At 49.8% G+C, this 18,959-nt stretch carries 21 protein-coding genes and 2 pseudogenes; 16 read left to right on the top strand and 7 right to left on the bottom strand.

Annotated features, from left to right (window positions below; translation table 11 throughout):
* Window positions 1–10 precede the first annotated feature (10 nt).
* The 14 genes and pseudogenes from lptE to lipA all read left to right on the top strand — a co-directional run bounded on the left by lptE (window position 11) and on the right by lipA (window position 11,925).
* Window positions 11–589, top strand: coding sequence for an LPS assembly lipoprotein LptE (lptE, locus tag A9587_RS17605; RefSeq protein WP_105263416.1), 579 nt, complete (start codon window positions 11–13; stop codon window positions 587–589).
* Window positions 589–1,620: a DNA polymerase III subunit delta gene (gene holA, locus A9587_RS17600; RefSeq protein WP_000620521.1), complete on the top strand. Its 1,032-nt coding sequence runs from the start codon at window positions 589–591 to the stop codon at window positions 1,618–1,620. The genes lptE and holA overlap by 1 nt, the downstream gene beginning before the upstream one ends.
* 1 nt (window position 1,621) lies before the next feature.
* Window positions 1,622–2,263, top strand: coding sequence for a nicotinate-nucleotide adenylyltransferase (gene nadD / locus A9587_RS17595; protein WP_024191849.1), 642 nt, complete (start codon window positions 1,622–1,624; stop codon window positions 2,261–2,263).
* 23 nt (window positions 2,264–2,286) lie between these two features.
* Window positions 2,287–2,898, top strand: a complete 612-nt coding sequence (locus A9587_RS17590) for an adenosylcobalamin/alpha-ribazole phosphatase (protein WP_016248457.1) — start codon at window positions 2,287–2,289, stop codon at window positions 2,896–2,898.
* Between the two features lie 259 nt (window positions 2,899–3,157).
* The gene (rsfS, locus tag A9587_RS17585) at window positions 3,158–3,475 is read left to right on the top strand and encodes a ribosome silencing factor (RefSeq protein WP_001161664.1); all 318 of its coding nucleotides are present in this window, start codon (window positions 3,158–3,160) and stop codon (window positions 3,473–3,475) included.
* Between the two features lie 3 nt (window positions 3,476–3,478).
* Window positions 3,479–3,946 carry a 23S rRNA (pseudouridine(1915)-N(3))-methyltransferase RlmH gene (gene rlmH / locus A9587_RS17580; RefSeq protein WP_105263417.1) on the top strand — a complete coding sequence of 156 codons (468 nt, stop codon included), beginning with the start codon at window positions 3,479–3,481 and terminating at the stop codon, window positions 3,944–3,946.
* A gap of 30 nt (window positions 3,947–3,976) precedes the next feature.
* Complete coding sequence (mrdA, locus tag A9587_RS17575; RefSeq protein ID WP_000776176.1) at window positions 3,977–5,878, top strand: peptidoglycan DD-transpeptidase MrdA; 1,902 nt, start codon at window positions 3,977–3,979, stop codon at window positions 5,876–5,878.
* 2 nt (window positions 5,879–5,880) lie between these two features.
* Window positions 5,881–6,993 (top strand): peptidoglycan glycosyltransferase MrdB, encoded by a 1,113-nt coding sequence (gene mrdB / locus A9587_RS17570; RefSeq protein ID WP_000131717.1) that lies wholly within the window; start codon window positions 5,881–5,883, stop codon window positions 6,991–6,993.
* A 10-nt stretch (window positions 6,994–7,003) separates the two neighbouring features.
* Window positions 7,004–8,080: an endolytic peptidoglycan transglycosylase RlpA gene (gene rlpA / locus A9587_RS17565; protein WP_001231396.1), complete on the top strand. Its 1,077-nt coding sequence runs from the start codon at window positions 7,004–7,006 to the stop codon at window positions 8,078–8,080.
* A gap of 138 nt (window positions 8,081–8,218) precedes the next feature.
* Window positions 8,219–9,430, top strand: coding sequence for a D-alanyl-D-alanine carboxypeptidase DacA (dacA, locus tag A9587_RS17560; RefSeq protein WP_010380725.1), 1,212 nt, complete (start codon window positions 8,219–8,221; stop codon window positions 9,428–9,430).
* Window positions 9,431–9,538: 108 nt separating this feature from the next.
* Complete coding sequence (gene ybeD, locus A9587_RS17555) at window positions 9,539–9,802, top strand: DUF493 family protein YbeD (protein ID WP_000850550.1); 264 nt, start codon at window positions 9,539–9,541, stop codon at window positions 9,800–9,802.
* A gap of 99 nt (window positions 9,803–9,901) precedes the next feature.
* Window positions 9,902–10,543, top strand: coding sequence for a lipoyl(octanoyl) transferase LipB (lipB, locus tag A9587_RS17550; RefSeq protein ID WP_000284037.1), 642 nt, complete (start codon window positions 9,902–9,904; stop codon window positions 10,541–10,543).
* 42 nt (window positions 10,544–10,585) lie between these two features.
* Window positions 10,586–10,750, top strand: a pseudogene (locus tag A9587_RS25110) (YbeF family transcriptional regulator); the annotation flags it as partial.
* A gap of 209 nt (window positions 10,751–10,959) precedes the next feature.
* The gene (lipA, locus tag A9587_RS17535) at window positions 10,960–11,925 is read left to right on the top strand and encodes a lipoyl synthase (RefSeq protein ID WP_105263418.1); all 966 of its coding nucleotides are present in this window, start codon (window positions 10,960–10,962) and stop codon (window positions 11,923–11,925) included.
* 99 nt (window positions 11,926–12,024) lie between these two features.
* Here the strand turns inward: lipA and tatE are convergent, their stop codons facing one another.
* Both tatE and A9587_RS17525 read right to left on the bottom strand, forming a co-directional pair.
* Window positions 12,025–12,228 (bottom strand): twin-arginine translocase subunit TatE, encoded by a 204-nt coding sequence (gene tatE / locus A9587_RS17530; protein WP_000503933.1) that lies wholly within the window; start codon window positions 12,226–12,228, stop codon window positions 12,025–12,027.
* A 128-nt stretch (window positions 12,229–12,356) separates the two neighbouring features.
* On the bottom strand, window positions 12,357–13,145 hold the full coding sequence (locus A9587_RS17525) for a deaminated glutathione amidase (RefSeq protein WP_105263419.1): 789 nt from the start codon (window positions 13,143–13,145) through the stop codon (window positions 12,357–12,359).
* A 92-nt stretch (window positions 13,146–13,237) separates the two neighbouring features.
* Here A9587_RS17525 and crcB point away from each other — a divergent pair, with 92 nt between their 5' ends.
* Window positions 13,238–13,621: a fluoride efflux transporter CrcB gene (crcB, locus tag A9587_RS17520; protein WP_000939742.1), complete on the top strand. Its 384-nt coding sequence runs from the start codon at window positions 13,238–13,240 to the stop codon at window positions 13,619–13,621.
* Window positions 13,622–13,673: 52 nt separating this feature from the next.
* Here crcB and cspE read toward each other — a convergent pair whose 3' ends face one another.
* Together cspE and pagP are read right to left on the bottom strand one after the other, a co-directional pair.
* On the bottom strand, window positions 13,674–13,883 hold the full coding sequence (gene cspE / locus A9587_RS17515; RefSeq protein WP_000034825.1) for a transcription antiterminator/RNA stability regulator CspE: 210 nt from the start codon (window positions 13,881–13,883) through the stop codon (window positions 13,674–13,676).
* 174 nt (window positions 13,884–14,057) lie between these two features.
* Window positions 14,058–14,488, bottom strand: a pseudogene (pagP, locus tag A9587_RS17510) (lipid IV(A) palmitoyltransferase PagP).
* Window positions 14,489–15,061: 573 nt separating this feature from the next.
* On the opposite strand from pagP, the gene dcuC reads away from it, so the two are divergent.
* Window positions 15,062–16,447 (top strand): anaerobic C4-dicarboxylate transporter DcuC, encoded by a 1,386-nt coding sequence (gene dcuC, locus A9587_RS17500; protein WP_000958609.1) that lies wholly within the window; start codon window positions 15,062–15,064, stop codon window positions 16,445–16,447.
* A gap of 37 nt (window positions 16,448–16,484) precedes the next feature.
* On the opposite strand, the gene dpiA is transcribed toward dcuC, so the two are convergent.
* The 3 genes from dpiA to A9587_RS25105 form a co-directional block, all read right to left on the bottom strand.
* On the bottom strand, window positions 16,485–17,165 hold the full coding sequence (gene dpiA, locus A9587_RS17495; RefSeq protein WP_000126491.1) for a two-component response regulator DpiA: 681 nt from the start codon (window positions 17,163–17,165) through the stop codon (window positions 16,485–16,487).
* Window positions 17,134–18,792 carry a sensor histidine kinase DpiB gene (gene dpiB, locus A9587_RS17490; RefSeq protein WP_000938914.1) on the bottom strand — a complete coding sequence of 553 codons (1,659 nt, stop codon included), beginning with the start codon at window positions 18,790–18,792 and terminating at the stop codon, window positions 17,134–17,136. The genes dpiA and dpiB overlap by 32 nt, the downstream gene beginning before the upstream one ends.
* Window positions 18,779–18,959 (bottom strand): hypothetical protein (locus tag A9587_RS25105; protein WP_105281937.1); only part of this gene is annotated, 181 nt, incomplete at its 5' end. The genes dpiB and A9587_RS25105, both read right to left, overlap by 14 nt.

Here is an 18,959-nt window from a genome sequence, read left to right as displayed (position 1 = left end):
GGGAGGAAGCGTGCGATATCTGGCAACATTGTTGTTATCTCTGGCGGTGTTAATCACCGCCGGGTGTGGCTGGCATCTGCGTAACACCACGCAGATTCCTTCCACCATGAAAGTCATGATCCTGGACTCTGGCGACCCGAACGGGCCGTTAAGCCGTGCGGTGCGTAATCAGTTGCGTCTGAACGGTGTTGAGCTACTTGATAAAGAAACTACACGCAAGGATGTCCCATCTCTGCGTCTGGGCAAAGTGGGCATCGCGAAAGATACCGCCTCGGTATTCCGTAACGGTCAAACAGCAGAGTATCAGATGATCATGACGGTGAATGCGACCGTATTGATCCCTGGCCGTGACATCTACCCGATTAGCGCCAAAGTCTTCCGTTCGTTCTTCGATAACCCGCAAATGGCGTTAGCGAAAGATAATGAGCAGAGCATGATCATTCAAGAGATGTACGACCGTGCCGCCGAACAGCTTATTCGTAAGCTGCCAAGCATTCGCGCTGCGGATATCCGTTCCGACGAAGATACGTCGACAACAACGGATACTACAGCAACGCCTGCACGCGTCTCCACCACACTGGGTAACTGATGATTCGGTTGTACCCAGAACAACTCCGCGCGCAGCTCAATGAAGGGCTGCGCGCGGCGTATCTTTTACTTGGTAACGATCCCCTGTTGTTGCAGGAAAGCCAGGACGCTGTTCGTCAGGTGGCCGCAGCACAAGGATTCGAAGAACACCACACTTTCTCCATTGATCCCAACACGGACTGGAATGCGATTTTTTCGTTATGCCAGGCCATGAGCCTGTTCGCCAGTCGACAAACGCTGTTGCTGTTATTACCAGAAAATGGGCCAAATGCAGCGATCAATGAACAACTATTCACGCTCACCGGACTTCTGCATGACGATCTGCTGTTGATCATACGCGGCAATAAGTTAAGTAAAGCGCAGGAAAATGCCGCCTGGTTTACCGCACTTGCCAATCGAAGTGTGCAGGTAACCTGTCAGACGCCGGAACAGGCTCAGCTCCCTCGCTGGGTTGCCACGCGAGCCAAACAGCTCAACCTGGAACTGGATGACGCCGCAAATCAGGTACTCTGCTATTGTTATGAAGGTAACCTGTTGGCGCTGGCACAGGCACTGGAGCGATTGTCGTTACTCTGGCCTGACGGCAAACTGACGCTGCCACGCGTTGAGCAAGCGGTGAATGATGCCGCGCATTTCACCCCTTTTCATTGGGTTGATGCTTTGTTAATGGGCAAAAGCAAGCGCGCGTTGCATATTCTTCAGCAACTGCGTCTGGAAGGCAGCGAGCCGGTTATTTTGTTGCGCACGTTACAACGTGAACTGTTGTTACTGGTTAACCTGAAACGCCAGTCTGCCCATACGCCATTACGCGTGTTGTTTGATAAGCATCGCGTTTGGCAGAACCGCCGGGGCATGATGGGTGAGGCGTTAAATCGCCTAAGCCAGCCGCAGTTACGTCAGGCCGTGCAACTTCTGGCACGAACGGAACTCACCCTCAAACAAGATTACGGTCAGTCGGTGTGGGCAGAGCTGGAGGGGTTATCTCTTCTGTTAAGCCATAAACCACTGGCGGACGTATTTATCGATGGTTGATATGAAATCTTTACAGGCTCTGTTTGGCGGCACCTTTGACCCGGTGCACTATGGTCATCTTAAACCCGTGGAAACACTGGCGAATTTGATTGGTCTGACGCGGGTTACTATCATCCCTAACAATGTTCCTCCGCATCGTCCGCAGCCGGAAGCGAACAGCGCACAGCGAAAACACATGCTTGAACTGGCGATTGCCGACAAGCCTCTGTTTACCCTGGATGAACGCGAGTTAAAGCGCAATGCCCCCTCTTACACTGCACAAACACTAAAAGAGTGGCGGCAAGAGCAAGGACCAGATGTGCCGCTGGCATTTATTATCGGTCAGGATTCATTGCTGACCTTTCCGACCTGGTACGAATACGAAACCATTCTCGACAATGCACACTTGATTGTCTGTCGGCGTCCCGGTTATCCGCTTGAAATGGCGCAACCACAGTATCAACAGTGGTTGGAAGATCATTTGACGCATAACCCGGAAGATCTGCATCTTCAGTCTGCCGGTAAAATTTATCTTGCTGAAACGCCGTGGTTTAACATTTCTGCGACCATTATCCGCGAACGTTTGCAAAACGGTGAATCGTGTGAGGATTTGTTGCCGGAGTCAGTATTGACCTACATTAACCAACAAAGCTTGTATCGCTGATACCTGTCATCACGGAGGGAATGATGCGACTATGGTTAATTCGTCATGGAGAAACGCAAGCGAATGTCGATGGTTTATATAGTGGTCATGCGCCAACGCCACTGACCGCGCGCGGTGTCGAGCAAGCGCAAAGCCTGCATACCCTGCTGCGTGATGTTCCCTTCGATATAGTTTTATGCAGTGAACTGGAACGTGCGCAGCATACCGCGCGGCTGGTTCTCAGCGATCGTCAGCTCTCCCTACACACCGTCCCTGAACTCAACGAAATGTTTTTTGGTGACTGGGAGATGCGGCACCATCGCGATTTGATGCAAGAAGATGCTGAAAATTACAGCGCGTGGTGCGATGACTGGCAGCATACCATCCCGACTAACGGTGAAGGGTTTCAGGCGTTTTCGCAACGCGTAGAGCGCTTTATCGCCGGGCTTAAGGAATATCAGCAATATAAAAATATATTAGTCGTCAGCCATCAGGGCGTGTTGAGCCTGTTAATTGCCCGTTTAATTGGCATGCCCGCCGGGGCAATGTGGCATTTTCGCATCGACCAGGGATGCTGGAGCGCCATTGATATCAACGAAACATTTGTAACCTTGCGTGTCCTCAATAGCCGTGCCATCGGGTTCGAGAGCGCATGACTTTTCTGTTTTTTTACGGGTAAGCCGCAACGACCATTGACAGCCCCGGGCAGGCTGATATTCTCCGCAGCCAGACTTTTTCCGCTAAACACGACTTTGTAGAAATTGTTTTACAAAAATGGCGATGCAATCTGCGGCGCGGGGTGGGATGATAGCCCACTTTCGAAGCCGATTCGGAGACAATTGTCCCGAAATCGCCTCTGGTTCAGGTATACTGACAGACCATTTTTATCTTTTTTGATTCACCCAGGGGGAAAACTTGCAGGGTAAAGCACTCCAGGATTTTGTTATCGACAAAATTGATGACCTCAAAGGTCAGGACATCATCGCCTTAGACGTTCAGGGCAAATCCAGCATCACCGACTGCATGATCATCTGTACGGGTACATCCAGCCGTCATGTCATGTCTATTGCCGACCATGTGGTGCAGGAGTCCCGTGCAGCGGGTCTGTTGCCGCTCGGCGTTGAAGGTGAAAACAGCGCTGACTGGATCGTCGTCGATCTGGGCGATGTGATTGTCCATGTTATGCAGGAAGAGAGCCGTCGCCTGTATGAGCTGGAAAAACTCTGGAGTTAATGTGTGAAGCTGCAACTTGTCGCCGTAGGAACGAAAATGCCGGACTGGGTACAAACCGGTTTTACCGAGTACCTGCGTCGTTTTCCAAAAGATATGCCTTTTGAGCTGATTGAAATACCGGCCGGAAAACGCGGCAAGAACGCGGACATCAAGCGCATACTCGACAAAGAGGGTGAGCAAATGCTGGCAGCCGCAGGTAAAAACCGCATTGTCACCCTCGATATTCCAGGCAAGCCCTGGGACACGCCGCAGTTAGCCGCTGAACTGGAACGCTGGAAACTCGATGGCCGCAACGTCAGCCTGCTTATTGGCGGGCCGGAAGGGTTATCGCCTGCCTGTAAAGCAGCAGCAGAACAAAGCTGGTCGCTTTCCGCGCTGACACTCCCCCATCCGCTGGTTCGCGTACTGGTCGCAGAAAGTCTGTACCGGGCGTGGAGCATCACCACCAACCATCCTTATCATCGTGAGTGATAAGAAAGCTTTGAGTAGAAAACGCAGCGGATGAAACTACAGAACTCTTTTCGCGACTATACGGCAGAGTCCGCGCTGTTTGTGCGCCGGGCGCTGGTCGCCTTTTTGGGGATTTTGCTGCTGACCGGCGTGCTTATCGCCAACCTGTATAATCTGCAAATTGTTCGTTTTACCGATTATCAGACCCGTTCTAATGAAAACCGCATCAAGCTGGTGCCTATCGCCCCCAGCCGCGGCATTATATACGACCGTAACGGCATCCCTCTGGCACTCAATCGCACTATCTATCAGATAGAGATGATGCCAGAGAAAGTCGATAACGTGCAGCAAACGCTGGATGCCCTGCGCAACGTGGTCGATCTGACCGATGACGATATTGCAGCCTTCAGAAAAGAGCGCGCACGTTCACACCGTTTTACCTCCATTCCGGTGAAAACTAATCTGACCGAAGTACAAGTTGCACGCTTTGCCGTCAATCAGTACCGTTTTCCGGGGGTGGAAGTGAAAGGCTATAAACGCCGTTACTATCCCTACGGCTCAGCACTGACGCATGTCATCGGTTACGTCTCGAAAATCAACGATAAAGATGTCGAACGCCTGAATAATGACGGCAAACTGGCCAACTATGCCGCGACGCATGACATTGGTAAGTTGGGAATTGAGCGTTATTACGAAGACGTGCTGCACGGTCAGACGGGTTATGAAGAAGTTGAAGTTAACAACCGTGGTCGCGTTATCCGCCAGTTAAAAGAAGTCCCACCGCAAGCCGGGCACGATATTTACCTGACGATTGATCTCAAACTCCAGCAGTATATTGAGACACTGCTGGCAGGCAGTCGTGCGGCTGTCGTGGTCACCGATCCGCGTACAGGTGGCGTTCTGGCGCTGGTTTCCACGCCAAGCTATGACCCGAACCTGTTTGTTGACGGCATCTCCAGCAAAGATTATTCCGCGTTGCTGAACGACCCGAACACACCGCTGGTGAACCGCGCCACGCAGGGGGTTTATCCGCCAGCCTCGACTGTTAAGCCGTATGTAGCTGTTTCTGCGCTTAGCGCGGGCGTCATTACCCGCAATACCAGCTTGTTCGACCCCGGCTGGTGGCAACTACCGGGTTCGGAAAAACGTTACCGTGACTGGAAAAAATGGGGGCATGGCCGCCTGAATGTCACGAGATCGCTGGAAGAATCTGCGGATACCTTCTTCTATCAGGTTGCCTACGATATGGGGATCGATCGCCTTTCCGAATGGATGGGTAAATTCGGTTACGGTCATTACACCGGTATCGATCTTGCTGAAGAACGTTCCGGTAACATGCCTACCCGCGAATGGAAACAGAAACGCTTTAAAAAACCGTGGTATCAGGGTGACACCATTCCGGTCGGTATCGGTCAGGGTTACTGGACTGCAACCCCTATCCAGATGAGTAAAGCACTGATGATCCTGATTAACGACGGTATCGTGAAGGTTCCACATTTGCTGATGAGCACCGCCGAAGATGGCAAACAGGTGCCGTGGGTGCCGCCACATGAACCACCAGTTGGCGATATTCATTCAGGTTACTGGGAGCTGGCAAAAGATGGCATGTTCGGGGTTGCCAACCGCCCTAATGGCACGGCGCATAAATACTTTGCCAGCGCACCGTACAAAATTGCGGCGAAATCTGGTACGGCGCAGGTCTTCGGTCTGAAAGCGAACGAAACTTATAATGCGCACAAAATTGCCGAACGTCTGCGTGACCACAAACTGATGACCGCATTTGCACCGTATAACAATCCGCAAGTGGCTGTCGCTATGATTCTGGAAAACGGCGGCGCGGGCCCGGCGGTCGGTACGCTAATGCGCCAGATCCTCGACCACATTATGCTTGGCGATAACAACACCGATCTGCCTGCGGAAAATCCAGCGGTTACCGCAGCGGAGGATCATTAATCATGACGGATAATCCGAATAAAAAAACATTCTGGGATAAAGTCCATCTTGATCCCACAATGCTGCTGATCTTACTGGCATTGCTGGTCTACAGTGCTTTGGTAATCTGGAGCGCCAGCGGCCAGGATATCGGCATGATGGAGCGTAAAATTGGCCAAATCGCAATGGGTCTGGTCATTATGGTGGTCATGGCGCAAATCCCTCCGCGCGTCTATGAAGGCTGGGCACCCTATCTCTATATCATCTGTATTATTTTACTGGTGGCAGTAGATGCCTTTGGTGCCATATCCAAAGGCGCTCAACGCTGGCTGGATCTCGGTATCGTCCGTTTCCAGCCATCGGAAATCGCCAAAATAGCCGTACCGTTGATGGTAGCTCGTTTTATCAACCGTGACGTTTGTCCGCCATCGTTAAAAAATACCGCCATCGCGCTGGTGCTGATTTTTATGCCAACACTGCTGGTGGCAGCGCAGCCAGACCTGGGGACATCAATCCTCGTTGCGCTTTCCGGGTTGTTTGTGCTTTTCCTCTCTGGCCTTAGCTGGCGCTTGATTGGCGTTGCGGTGGTGCTGGTAGCAGCATTCATTCCAATTCTGTGGTTCTTCCTGATGCATGATTACCAGCGCCAGCGCGTAATGATGCTCCTTGACCCGGAATCAGACCCACTCGGCGCGGGCTATCACATTATTCAGTCTAAAATTGCTATTGGCTCCGGTGGATTACGCGGCAAAGGCTGGCTGCACGGCACTCAGTCACAGCTTGAATTTCTGCCCGAACGCCATACCGACTTTATCTTCGCGGTACTGGCGGAAGAACTGGGGTTAGTAGGCATTTTGATTCTGCTCGCCCTCTACATTCTGTTGATCATGCGCGGACTGTGGATAGCCGCCAGAGCGCAAACCACCTTTGGTCGCGTCATGGCTGGCGGTTTAATGCTGATATTATTCGTTTATGTCTTCGTAAATATTGGTATGGTAAGCGGTATTCTGCCGGTTGTAGGGGTTCCGCTCCCACTGGTCAGTTATGGAGGATCGGCGCTCATAGTGCTGATGGCTGGGTTCGGGATTGTTATGTCAATCCACACCCACAGGAAAATGTTGTCGAAAAGCGTGTAAGAGGTGTGCAATGCGTAAGCAGTGGCTCGGGATCTGCATCGCGGCAGGAATGCTCGCGGCATGTACAAGCGATGATGGTCAGCAACAGACGGTAAGTGTGCCGCAGCCTGCGGTATGTAACGGCCCAATAGTTGAGATTGGCGGGGCAGAACCGCGTTTCGAACCACTGAACGCGACGGCGAATCAGGATTACCAGCGCGATGGCAAAAGCTACAAAATCGTGCAGGATCCTTCTCGCTTTAGTCAGGCGGGCCTGGCTGCTATTTATGATGCCGAACCTGGCAGCAATCTGACGGCCTCAGGTGAAGCATTCGATCCGATGCAGCTAACAGCGGCGCACCCGACGTTGCCGATCCCCAGCTATGCGCGAATCACTAACCTGGCTAACGGTCGGATGATTGTGGTGCGCATTAACGATCGTGGTCCTTATGGCAATGATCGCGTAATTTCGCTTTCTCGCGCAGCTGCCGACCGTCTTAACACGTCGAACAACACCAAAGTTCGCATCGATCCCATTATTGTGGCGCAAGATGGTTCGCTGTCTGGTCCCGGTATGGCCTGCACCACCGTCGCCAAGCAAACTTACGCCCTGCCCGCACCACCTGATTTAAGCGGCGGAGCGGGAACAAGTTCAGTATCTGGCCCGCAGGGCGATATTCTTCCCGTCAGCAATTCGACGCTGAAAAGCGAAGATCCAACCGGAGCCCCGGTAACCAGCAGCGGCTTCCTCGGCGCGCCAACCACCCTGGCACCTGGCGTGCTGGAAGGCAGTGAACCGACGCCTGCACCACAGCCCGTGGTCACAGCACCGGCTACAACGTCAGCAATGGTGACACCACAAGCCGCGTCGCCAGCCTCCAGCGGTAACTTTATGGTGCAAGTTGGCGCCGTTAGCGATCAGGCGCGCGCGCAACAGTATCAGCAGCAGTTAGGACAGAAGTTCGGAGTACCCGGGCGTGTGACGCAAAACGGCGCAGTCTGGCGTATTCAACTTGGCCCATTTGCCAGCAAAGCCGAAGCCAGTGCTTTGCAGCAACGTTTACAAACCGAAGCCCAATTACAGTCATTTATTACCACCGCGCAGTAGCGTAAAGCAGGCATCTGAAATGTCAATTTCTGTAAATGACATTAACAAAGTCACGCGGAAAGTCAGATGCCTGGCGGTAGTGCATTTGCTATAGTAGGGCACTTTTTTAATTCCATCACGGATGTCGTAGTTCAGACCATGAATACCATTTTTTCCGCTCGTTTCATGCAGCGCCTGGCGCTCACCACGGCTCTTTGCACAGCCTTTATCTCTGCTGCACATGCCGATGACCTGAATATCAAAACTATGATCCCGGGTGTACCGCAGATCGACGCGGAGTCCTACATCCTGATCGACTATAACTCTGGCAAAGTGCTCGCTGAGCAAAATGCAGATGTCCGCCGCGACCCTGCCAGCCTGACAAAAATGATGACCAGCTACGTTATCGGTCAGGCGATGAAAGCAGGTAAATTTAAAGAAACGGATTTAGTGACCATCGGTAACGACGCCTGGGCTACCGGTAACCCGGTGTTCAAAGGTTCTTCACTGATGTTCCTCAAACCTGGTATGCAGGTGCCGGTTTCACAGCTGATCCGCGGTATCAACCTGCAATCCGGTAACGATGCTTGTGTGGCGATGGCAGACTTTGCCGCCGGTAGCCAGGATGCTTTTGTTGGCCTGATGAACAGCTACGTTAACGCGCTGGGTCTGAAAAATACCCACTTCCAGACTGTACATGGTCTGGACGCTGACGGTCAGTACAGCTCCGCACGTGATATGGCGCTGATCGGACAGGCGTTGATTCGTGATGTGCCAAATGAATACTCTATCTATAAAGAGAAAGAGTTCACCTTTAACGGTATTCGTCAGCTCAACCGTAACGGCCTGCTGTGGGATAACAGCCTGAATGTTGACGGTATCAAAACCGGTCACACTGACAAAGCAGGTTACAATCTTGTCGCTTCCGCGACAGAAGGTCAGATGCGTCTGATCTCCGCAGTCATGGGCGGGCGCACTTTCAAAGGCCGTGAAGCCGAAAGTAAAAAACTGCTGACCTGGGGATTCCGTTTCTTCGAAACCGTTAACCCGCTGAAAGTCGGCAAAGAATTTGCCTCTGAACCGGTATGGTTTGGTAATACTGACCGCGCTTCGTTAGGTGTCGATAAAGATGTTTACCTGACTATTCCGCGTGGCCGCATGAAAGATCTGAAAGCCAGTTACGTGCTGAACAACAGCGAACTGCATGCGCCGCTGCAGAAGAATCAGGTGGTCGGCACAATTAACTTCCAGCTTGACGGCAAAACCATTGAACAGCGTCCGCTGGTAGTGTTACAGGAAATTCCGGAAGGTAACTTCTTCGGTAAAATCATTGATTACATTAAATTAATGTTCCATCACTGGTTTGGCTAAAAATTGAACACTTGAAAGTGTAATTTCCGCCCCCATATACTAAACATCAGTAAAAACTCCCGCCTTCTGGCGGGAGTTGCTATTTAATTACGTTACGCCGGAGCTGACATGAAAACCAAACTTAACGAACTGCTTGAATTCCCTACTCCGTTTACCTACAAAGTAATGGGGCAGGCGTTACCTGAGCTGGTTGATCAGGTGGTTGAAGTGGTACAGCGCCATGCGCCAGGTGACTACACCCCAACGGTAAAACCAAGCAGCAAAGGCAACTACCACTCGGTATCTATCACTATCAACGCCACTCATATCGAGCAGGTTGAAACTCTGTATGAAGAGCTGGGCAAAATCGATATTGTCCGCATGGTACTGTAATTCGTTTCTCCGTTACCCGGCCCTGGTCGGGTAACTCCCCTCCCCCCGCTGTGATATACTTTTTCTCCTCTTTTACTCATTCTCCACGGAGATGCCGTTTTGTATCAGGATAAAATTCTTGTCCGCCAGCTCGGCCTTCAGCCCTATGAGCCTATTTCACAGGCTATGCATGAATTCACCGATACCCGCGATGAAAACACCCTGGATGAGATCTGGTTGGTAGAACATCCCCCTGTATTTACTCAGGGGCAGGCGGGGAAAGCAGAACATATCTTAATGCCGGGCGATATTCCGGTGATCCAAAGCGACCGTGGCGGTCAGGTGACTTATCACGGCCCAGGTCAGCAGGTGATGTACGTTCTGTTCAATCTTAAACGCCGCAAACTGGGCGTGCGTGAGCTGGTGACCTTACTCGAACAAACGGTCGTTAATACCCTGGCTGAACTGGATATTGAAGCGCATCCTCGTGCTGATGCCCCTGGGGTCTATGTCGGGGAAAAGAAAATTTGCTCACTCGGCTTACGTATTCGTCGCGGTTGTTCATTTCACGGTCTGGCATTAAACGTCAATATGGATCTTTCTCCATTTTTACGCATTAACCCTTGTGGCTATGCGGGAATGGAAATGGCTAAAATATCGCAATGGAAACCTGATGCGACAACCGATAATGTAGCACCGCGTTTGCTGGCAAATATTTTAATGCTGCTAAACAACCCTGTCGTAGAATACATCCCTGTTTAATGGCTCTCATAAATGGCCCAACTTACACTGGGTCATTGCTTTCCCGCCCACGTTTATGTCCTCTTTAGCCGTTGCTGGCCTCTGGAGAGATAGCCCTTTCCAACATTAAATGAAGAGCAAATTGATTTTGCTGTTCATTACAAACGATTCATCCGCCACCCCCCTACTTCACGGTGAATGATTGATGTTACCGATAACGCATTTTGAAAAAAGTATTGTTACAGCCAGTTCACAGCGTAGAACGATAAAATGGCACAATCCAACAACAATTTTACATTTTCGCGACCGCTTTGGCTGCTTTCAGGTTCGTTTCAATGATATACTGCCAGTCGTTAATTCAAAAATAGTTGATAATTACAACAATCTATTGAATTGAAACGCTTTCCTTCGTAATTCGCAACTGGAACACGCACGCTATGAGTAAACCCATTGTGATGGAACGCGGTGTTAAATACCGCGATGCCGATAAGATGGCCCTTATCCCGGTTAAAAACGTGGCAACAGAGCGCGAAGCCCTGCTGCGCAAGCCGGAATGGATGAAAATCAAGCTTCCAGCGGACTCTACACGTATCCAGGGCATCAAAGCCGCAATGCGCAAAAATGGCCTGCATTCTGTCTGCGAGGAAGCCTCCTGCCCTAACCTGGCGGAATGCTTCAACCACGGTACAGCAACGTTTATGATCCTCGGCGCTATTTGTACCCGCCGTTGCCCTTTCTGTGACGTTGCCCACGGTCGCCCGGTAGCTCCGGATGCCAATGAGCCGGTGAAACTGGCGCAGACCATTGCCGATATGGCACTGCGCTATGTGGTTATCACTTCCGTTGACCGCGATGACCTGCGCGATGGCGGTGCTCAGCATTTTGCAGATTGCATTACTGCCATCCGGGAAAAAAGCCCGGAAATCAAAATTGAAACTCTGGTGCCGGATTTCCGTGGTCGTATGGATCGCGCGCTGGATATTCTGATCGCCACACCGCCAGACGTGTTCAACCATAACCTGGAAAACGTACCACGTATTTACCGTCAGGTACGCCCGGGTGCAGATTACAACTGGTCGCTGAAACTGCTGGAACGCTTTAAAGAAGCGCATCCGGAAATCCCGACCAAATCTGGTCTGATGGTAGGTCTGGGTGAAACCAATGAAGAAATTATTGAAGTAATGCGCGATCTGCGTCGTCATGGCGTGACCATGTTAACGCTGGGGCAATATTTGCAGCCAAGCCGCCATCACCTGCCGGTTCAACGTTACGTTAGCCCGGATGAGTTCGACGAAATGAAAGCCGAAGCGCTGGCGATGGGCTTTACCCATGCTGCATGCGGTCCGTTTGTCCGCTCTTCTTACCACGCCGACTTGCAGGCGAAAGGGATGGAAGTTAAGTAATTCTGTAATAATTACTTACATCTGTCTGATAAAAAACCCGCTATCTGAAGCGGGTTTTTTTATCGAACAAGATATTGAGGGAGCGTCCTGCTCGCCACGTCACTCTTTATGAGAGAGCTTTTCAGCCTGAAGATCAACATCTGCGCTTTTCTTCGCCGCAGCATCGTCGTCATTCATCGCTTTCTTGAATCCCTTAATGGCCGCTCCAAGGTCTCCGCCCAGCGTACGTAACTTCTTAGTCCCAAACAGCAGAACGACCAGTGCCGCAACTACCAGCAGTTTGGTAATACTAATCTCACCCATAGATACCTTCTTGACATAAAACAGGCAGCAGAACGCGCCTTAAAAACCAGAGAATATTAACGGTCATTCGACGCGCGCACACAATAGCAATCTGTAACAAGGTGAATCAAGCACCGAGTAAAAAAACATCATAATAATTGCGGCGGCGCAAACCGTCGGTTGTTTAAGACGGGGAGTTGCGCGCGCACCTGACGCACACGTTCGGGCGTCACTTCCGCCATAATGAGTGCAGGCATTTCAGCCGCTGCGGCAATAGTGACACCAAAAGGATCAATGATACGGCTTTGCCCGATGTTTTTGTTACCACACTCCCCCGCCGCCACCATATAACAGGTGGTATCCAGAGCACGAGCGGTGAGTAAGGTTGACCAGTGATGCTCTTTCAGCGGTCCGCGAACCCAGGCAGCGGGAAGTACAAGGATTTCTGCTCCCTGTAAAGCCTGTGCCAACGCCAGCTCCGGGAAACGCAAATCATAGCAAGTCATCAGACCGACTTTCATCCCCTCCACGTCCAGCAGTGGAGCAACCATATCCCCGGCATCCACGTGACGCGATTCCTGAATGGAGAACGCATCATAAAGATGCAGTTTGGCATAACGTGCGATGATTTTTCCCGCCTGGAGGGCCACCAGCATATTCCACGCGCGCCCCGGCGTTGAAGGAACATGAATCGTCAGAATCGTCGTCATCATGTTACGTTTACTTTCTCGCAGTAAACGTCCGAGAAATTCACCTTCCAGCAACTGTGCTGATTTAATAGACAGATCGGGATCATGATCGTCTCGTGCCAGCAGGGCTTCCGGCAGGACAAACAAAGAGACATCGCTTTCCGCCGCCTGCGCCATCAATGAGGCGCAAATTTCAGCGTTCTTTTCCCATACCGATGTAACAGCAAACTGTCCTGCGGCAACCAGCATTACTACCTCCTGTCAGAGTCGTAAAATTCGCCAACGACGATTATTCGGCGTTACACTTATCACTCATACAAATCAAATAGCAGGATTTTGCAGTGTTACAACTCCTTTTAGCAGTTTTTATTGGCGGTGGTACGGGAAGCGTGGCGAGATGGCTGTTAAGTATGCGGTTTAACCCGCTGCATCAGGCTATTCCGTTGGGGACGCTGGCAGCAAACCTGATTGGGGCATTCATCATTGGAATGGGATTTGCCTGGTTTAGCCGGATGACGAACATTGATCCCGTGTGGAAAGTGCTAATCACTACCGGGTTTTGTGGCGGGCTGACGACTTTCTCTACATTTTCAGCAGAAGTGGTGTTTTTGTTGCAAGAAGGACGCTTTGGCTGGGCGTTACTGAACGTCTTCGTTAACCTGTCAGGTTCATTTGCCATGACCGCGCTGGCTTTCTGGCTTTTTTCGGCGTCAACAGCACATTAAAGGCAAAAAAAACCCGCTGATTAAGCGGGTTTTGAATTCTTGCTGACGTATCTTACAGAGCGATTACGTTTGCAGCAGAAGGGCCTTTGGCACCGTTAGTGATTTCGAACTCTACGCGCTGACCTTCAGCAAGAGTTTTAAAACCATTAGTCTGGATTGCAGAGAAGTGTACAAACACGTCTTTGCTGCCGTCTTCCGGAGTAATGAAACCGAATCCTTTGGACTCATTAAACCACTTAACGTTACCTTTAATCTTAGACATCAAAATTACCTTTACATGAAAAATAGACACAAATGCTGTGTCGGTTACCAGTACACCAATTGTGGTACGCTTTGTCCAGTGCAACTTTGCTAAAAAGTGATAAAAGTCGCGTTATTTTTGATGCTCCTTGCCTTACATTATGTTTTTTAAGGCTTTTATAAAACCGCAACTTGTCTAAAACTGAAACCGCATCCAGGCAAAGTAAACATTGCCATTGTTGTAGATACCAAGGATGTAAGTCATCTGAAAGATAGCCAGCGGCTTTCACGGCCCTATCCAGCAACAGGCTCCCATTTATTCCACGAATCCTCAAATGTCATCACGTACAAACCGTGCCAGTTGCCTTTCTCATCCCAACGCGACTAACCGAAACCGCCGCCCCACGTTTTTAGTTATAGCGATCAGCTTTTTCTTTATCGTAAGCGAAACGTGCATGCCTGGTGATGGCAGGAATATACAAATCATATGTTCTGGCTGCCGTCAGGTTGCTGCGACATTCTCTCTAAATGCCGTAATCCATTGTTCTGTACAGACAGAAATTTCATCACGCTGATTAACTTAATAAAAACAAAGGGAATTACGGTAATACATTCACTTATATCCATTAGTGACTATAAAATATTTATCAAAAATTCACTTCCAGCATAGCTGGACTAAAATGAACATAACCGTATTAACACCTACATAAAGAATACTATTAATATTTTATAGGCTTACACAAATAAATATCACCAAATTATTCTGGAGACTTAAGCAATATTTCCTTCCAAATGACAACTTAAGCAAAAAAAATCTTCCCCGACATAGACAGCAATAAACAAAAGAAAAAATCTCTTGCTTTTTAATCAGATGCAATGACAAGCTAACAAATAAATATCACTAACACTACCAGCGCGCACACATGAGCGCATATTTTTTAAACAAGTAAAGAAACCACTATCGCGCAATTTAACAAAATCACATCATTAACTTATCAATTAATACACATTATCACACTGGTAATTACCAACTATAAAAATTCATTTTGTTATTCATGTATAAAAAACAACAACATCAATGTATTAATGGTCGCTTTTCTTGATTTTAATCAGCATTCACCACCCATTTGTTCGGCATATTTTTCACTAGTTTTAGGAATTTGTTATTATTTATCTTGGAGTCTGGAAACAGGAAAAATTATGCTGACAGTTATTGAGCTCCTTATTGGAGTTGTAGTTATTGTGGGTGTAGCTCGCTACATCATTAAAGGGTATTCCGCCACCGGGGTGTTATTTGCAGGCGGTCTGTTATTACTGATAATCAGTGCCATTATGGGGCACAAAGTTTTACCATCCAGCCAGACTTCAACGGGCTACAGCGCCACGGATATCGTTGAATACATTAAAATATTACTGATGAGTCGCGGTGGCGACCTCGGCATGATGATCATGATGCTGTGTGGCTTTGCCGCTTACATGACCCATATCGGCGCAAACGATATGGTCGTCAAACTGGCGTCAAAACCATTGCAGTACATTAACTCCCCTTACCTGCTGATGATTGCCGCCTATTTTGTTGCCTGTCTGATGTCACTGGCAGTTTCCTCCGCAACCGGCCTGGGCGTTTTACTGATGGCAACGCTGTTCCCGGTCATGGTGAACGTTGGTATCAGTCGCGGCGCGGCGGCTGCCATTTGTGCCTCACCTGCGGCGATTATTCTCGCGCCGACTTCAGGTGATGTGGTACTGGCGGCGCAGGCTTCCGAAATGCCGTTAATTGACTTCGCCTTCAAAACGACACTGCCAATCTCAATTGCTGCAATTATCGGCATGGCGATTGCCCACTTTTTCTGGCAGCGCTATCTGGACAACAAAGAGCACATTTCCCATGAAATGTTAGATGTCAGCGAAATCACGACCACCGCTCCTGCGTTTTACGCCATTCTGCCGTTCACCCCAATCATTGGCGTGCTGTTTTTTGACGGCAAATGGGGGCCGCAATTGCACATCATCACCATTCTGGTGATATGTATGCTAATTGCCTCCATTCTGGAATTTATTCGCAGCTTTAATACGCAAAAAGTCTTTTCTGGCCTGGAAGTGGCTTATCGTGGCATGGCTGATGCCTTCGCTAACGTGGTAATGCTATTAGTTGCCGCCGGTGTTTTTGCCCAGGGCCTTAGCACCATTGGCTTTATCCAGAGCCTGATCTCAATCGCTACCTCATTCGGTTCAGCGAGCATTATCCTCATGCTGGTGCTGGTTATCCTGACGATGCTGGCGGCGGTGACTACTGGTTCCGGCAATGCGCCGTTCTATGCATTCGTTGAGATGATCCCGAAACTGGCGCACTCTTCCGGAATTAACCCGGCATACCTGACAATTCCGATGCTACAAGCATCAAACCTGGGTCGTACACTTTCGCCAGTCTCTGGCGTGGTGGTTGCGGTTGCCGGAATGGCGAAAATTTCACCTTTTGAAGTGGTAAAACGCACCTCGGTGCCGGTGCTTGTTGGGCTGGTAATTGTCATCGTGGCCACGGAGTTGATGGTCCCCGGTACAACCGCCGCCGTTACTGGTAAGTAATTCTCTGGCCGGAGGCGTGCTTCCTCCGGCACTCTCTTCACCCACTGTGGTAAATACGCTGCGGTCTGCCGACTTTGCCGTGAACAATCTCGGCAATAACCAGATGGCGGCTGGCACAATATTCGAGATAACGTCTGGCGGTAGTGCGGCTGATGGTCAATGCCTGTGCTACCGTCTCCGCCGTATGTTGCACATCCGGCTCTTTGAAAAGTTTCCGCACTGCATTCAGTGTCAACGCATCAATACCGGTCGGAAGATCGTCCTTCGGTTCCCCGCGAGCATAAGCATTAAACATCTCATCAATTTGCTTTTGACTGGCACTATCAATACTTTCCAGCATATGTTTACGCTGGCGAAAGCGGGTCAATGTCTGCCCCAGACGCTCATAAGCAATTGGCTTGATCAGATAATCAAACACACCGCAGCGTACTGCTTCAGACACCGTTTCCATATCGCTGGCAGCAGTAGTAAACACCACATCGCCGGGATAATGCGCCTGCACCAGCTCATGCAGCAAATTAATACCTCTACCGTCAGGGAGATAGTTATCCAGCAAGATAAGCCCCGGCTTAAAACGCTCGATCATCATTCGGGCCTGCGCCAGGTTTCCCGCCAGTAATATCTGACTGAATCCAGGGATGTGACGAATATATTCCGCATGCATCTCTGCCAGCGGCGTCTCGTCCTCAACGATCAATAGAGTTAATGGAGCTGTCATTAGGTTTCACTTTCGGAATATAGATTGAAAATAAAGTACCGCAGGGATCATTATCTTCGAGAGTGATAACTCCCCCGCAGCGCGTTACATAGCTGGCAATAAGATACAACCCAATGCCATGCTCACCGGGTTCATCAGCACGCGTACTGACGCCCTGCTCAAATATTTTGTCGCGCAGAGACTCTGGGACGCCGCAACCCTGATCGGCCACTTCAATCACCACATCATCGCCTTCGTCGCTCAGATATAATTCGACGATCTTATTCCCTTTATCGTTGCGCAGACTGGCTTCGAAGGCATTGTCGAGTAAGTTGCCCACAATCGCCGCAAACTCAGTGCTGTCCAGCCCTGGCGGCAGTTGGGAAAGCTGGCTGCCGGGGACGATTGTCATTTTTAGCCCCAGTTCACGAGCGCGCTGCACTTTACCAAACAGCAACCCCGCCACCTGGCGATCGACAAATGCCTCGCGCAGGCTGTCAATAAGCTGTTGCTGGGCCTGAGACTCTCCCTGAACCATCGCCAGCACGCGATCATACTCTTTCATTTGCAACAGACCATTGAGCGTAGACATCCAATTGAGATGTTCATGACGCAATGTGCGCAGGCTTTCGACGTATTGTTTAATTTGCGTCAGTTGCGCATTAAGGGTGGAAATTTCGTCTTTACTACGAAAGCTGATTATTGCCCCCAGCAAATCATCACCAGAACGAATAGCTTCCCGATTAGCAATGACGCTCAGGCCGTTAAAATTTGTCACCACATCCTGGCGTTTTTCATCAATCTGCTCGATGAAGAAATCGGCGGGCCTGACCACTTCAGCAATGGGTCTGCCCAGCCACTGCCGTCCGGGGGAACTCAGCCCCAGCATCTTTCTTGCGTTACGGTTGATGGCGGTAATGTAACCGTGTGGATCCACCGCAATCAGTCCTTCATAAACAGAACTAAATAGCGCCTCTTGCTGACGAACCACGCGCGCAATTTGCTTCGGTTCCATCCCCATCATCTGGCGGCGAATATGCGCGGCTAAGAACCACGACAACAGCATCAGAATGCCCAACAGCACGACAAACACGCCTGCCATCGGTAATAAAAATTCGGCGCGCCAGCTATCGATTTTACTGACCAGATAACCCACCGAAACCACGCCGATGACGTTGTCATCATCATCAAAGATCGGTGTTTTGGCGCGCATCGCCATACCTATCGACCCTTTACCCGTAATGAAGTAACTCTCTCCTTTCTCCAGTGCGCCGGGTTTGGTGAATTGCATAGGATGACCAATTTTCTCCGGATTAGGATGGTAAAGGCGGATCGAGTCGCGGTCGCCAATCACCACATAATCGAAATCAGTATCTCTTTGTAATTTGTTGGCAATGGTCGCCAGTCGTTTGTAGTCACGCGTTTTAACCGCCGTGATGATGCTGTCATTGGAGGCAATAATTTTTGCCTGATTCATTGCCATGTCACGCACATGGAGCGTTAAATAGTCCTCGAAACTGGCCGTAAAATATTGCGCCAGTGCTGCGATGACAAATATTGAGAACACCAGAATCAGCAGGAAGATACGCAGCGGAAATGCCAGTCGTTGGAAAAAAGCAAACTGTTTATTCTCATTAAACTGCAACATTGTTTTCCTTGCGGGGTAAACCCTGTTTTTGGTGAATGTAATTAAAATGTTGAATCTTGACGGATAAAAATAAAATATAATCGTGGCAAAATTCATTCATTAAATCAATTAAACAACTTAAAACCACGCGCCAATTCGCAATTACATTAATTAAAAAACTTAAAACC

Source organism: Escherichia sp. MOD1-EC6162 (genome assembly GCF_002965125.1).
Lineage (GTDB): Bacteria > Pseudomonadota > Gammaproteobacteria > Enterobacterales > Enterobacteriaceae > Escherichia > Escherichia marmotae.
The sequence above is the reverse complement of the archived record's forward strand: the minus strand, read 5'-3'. Positions and strand labels throughout refer to the sequence as shown.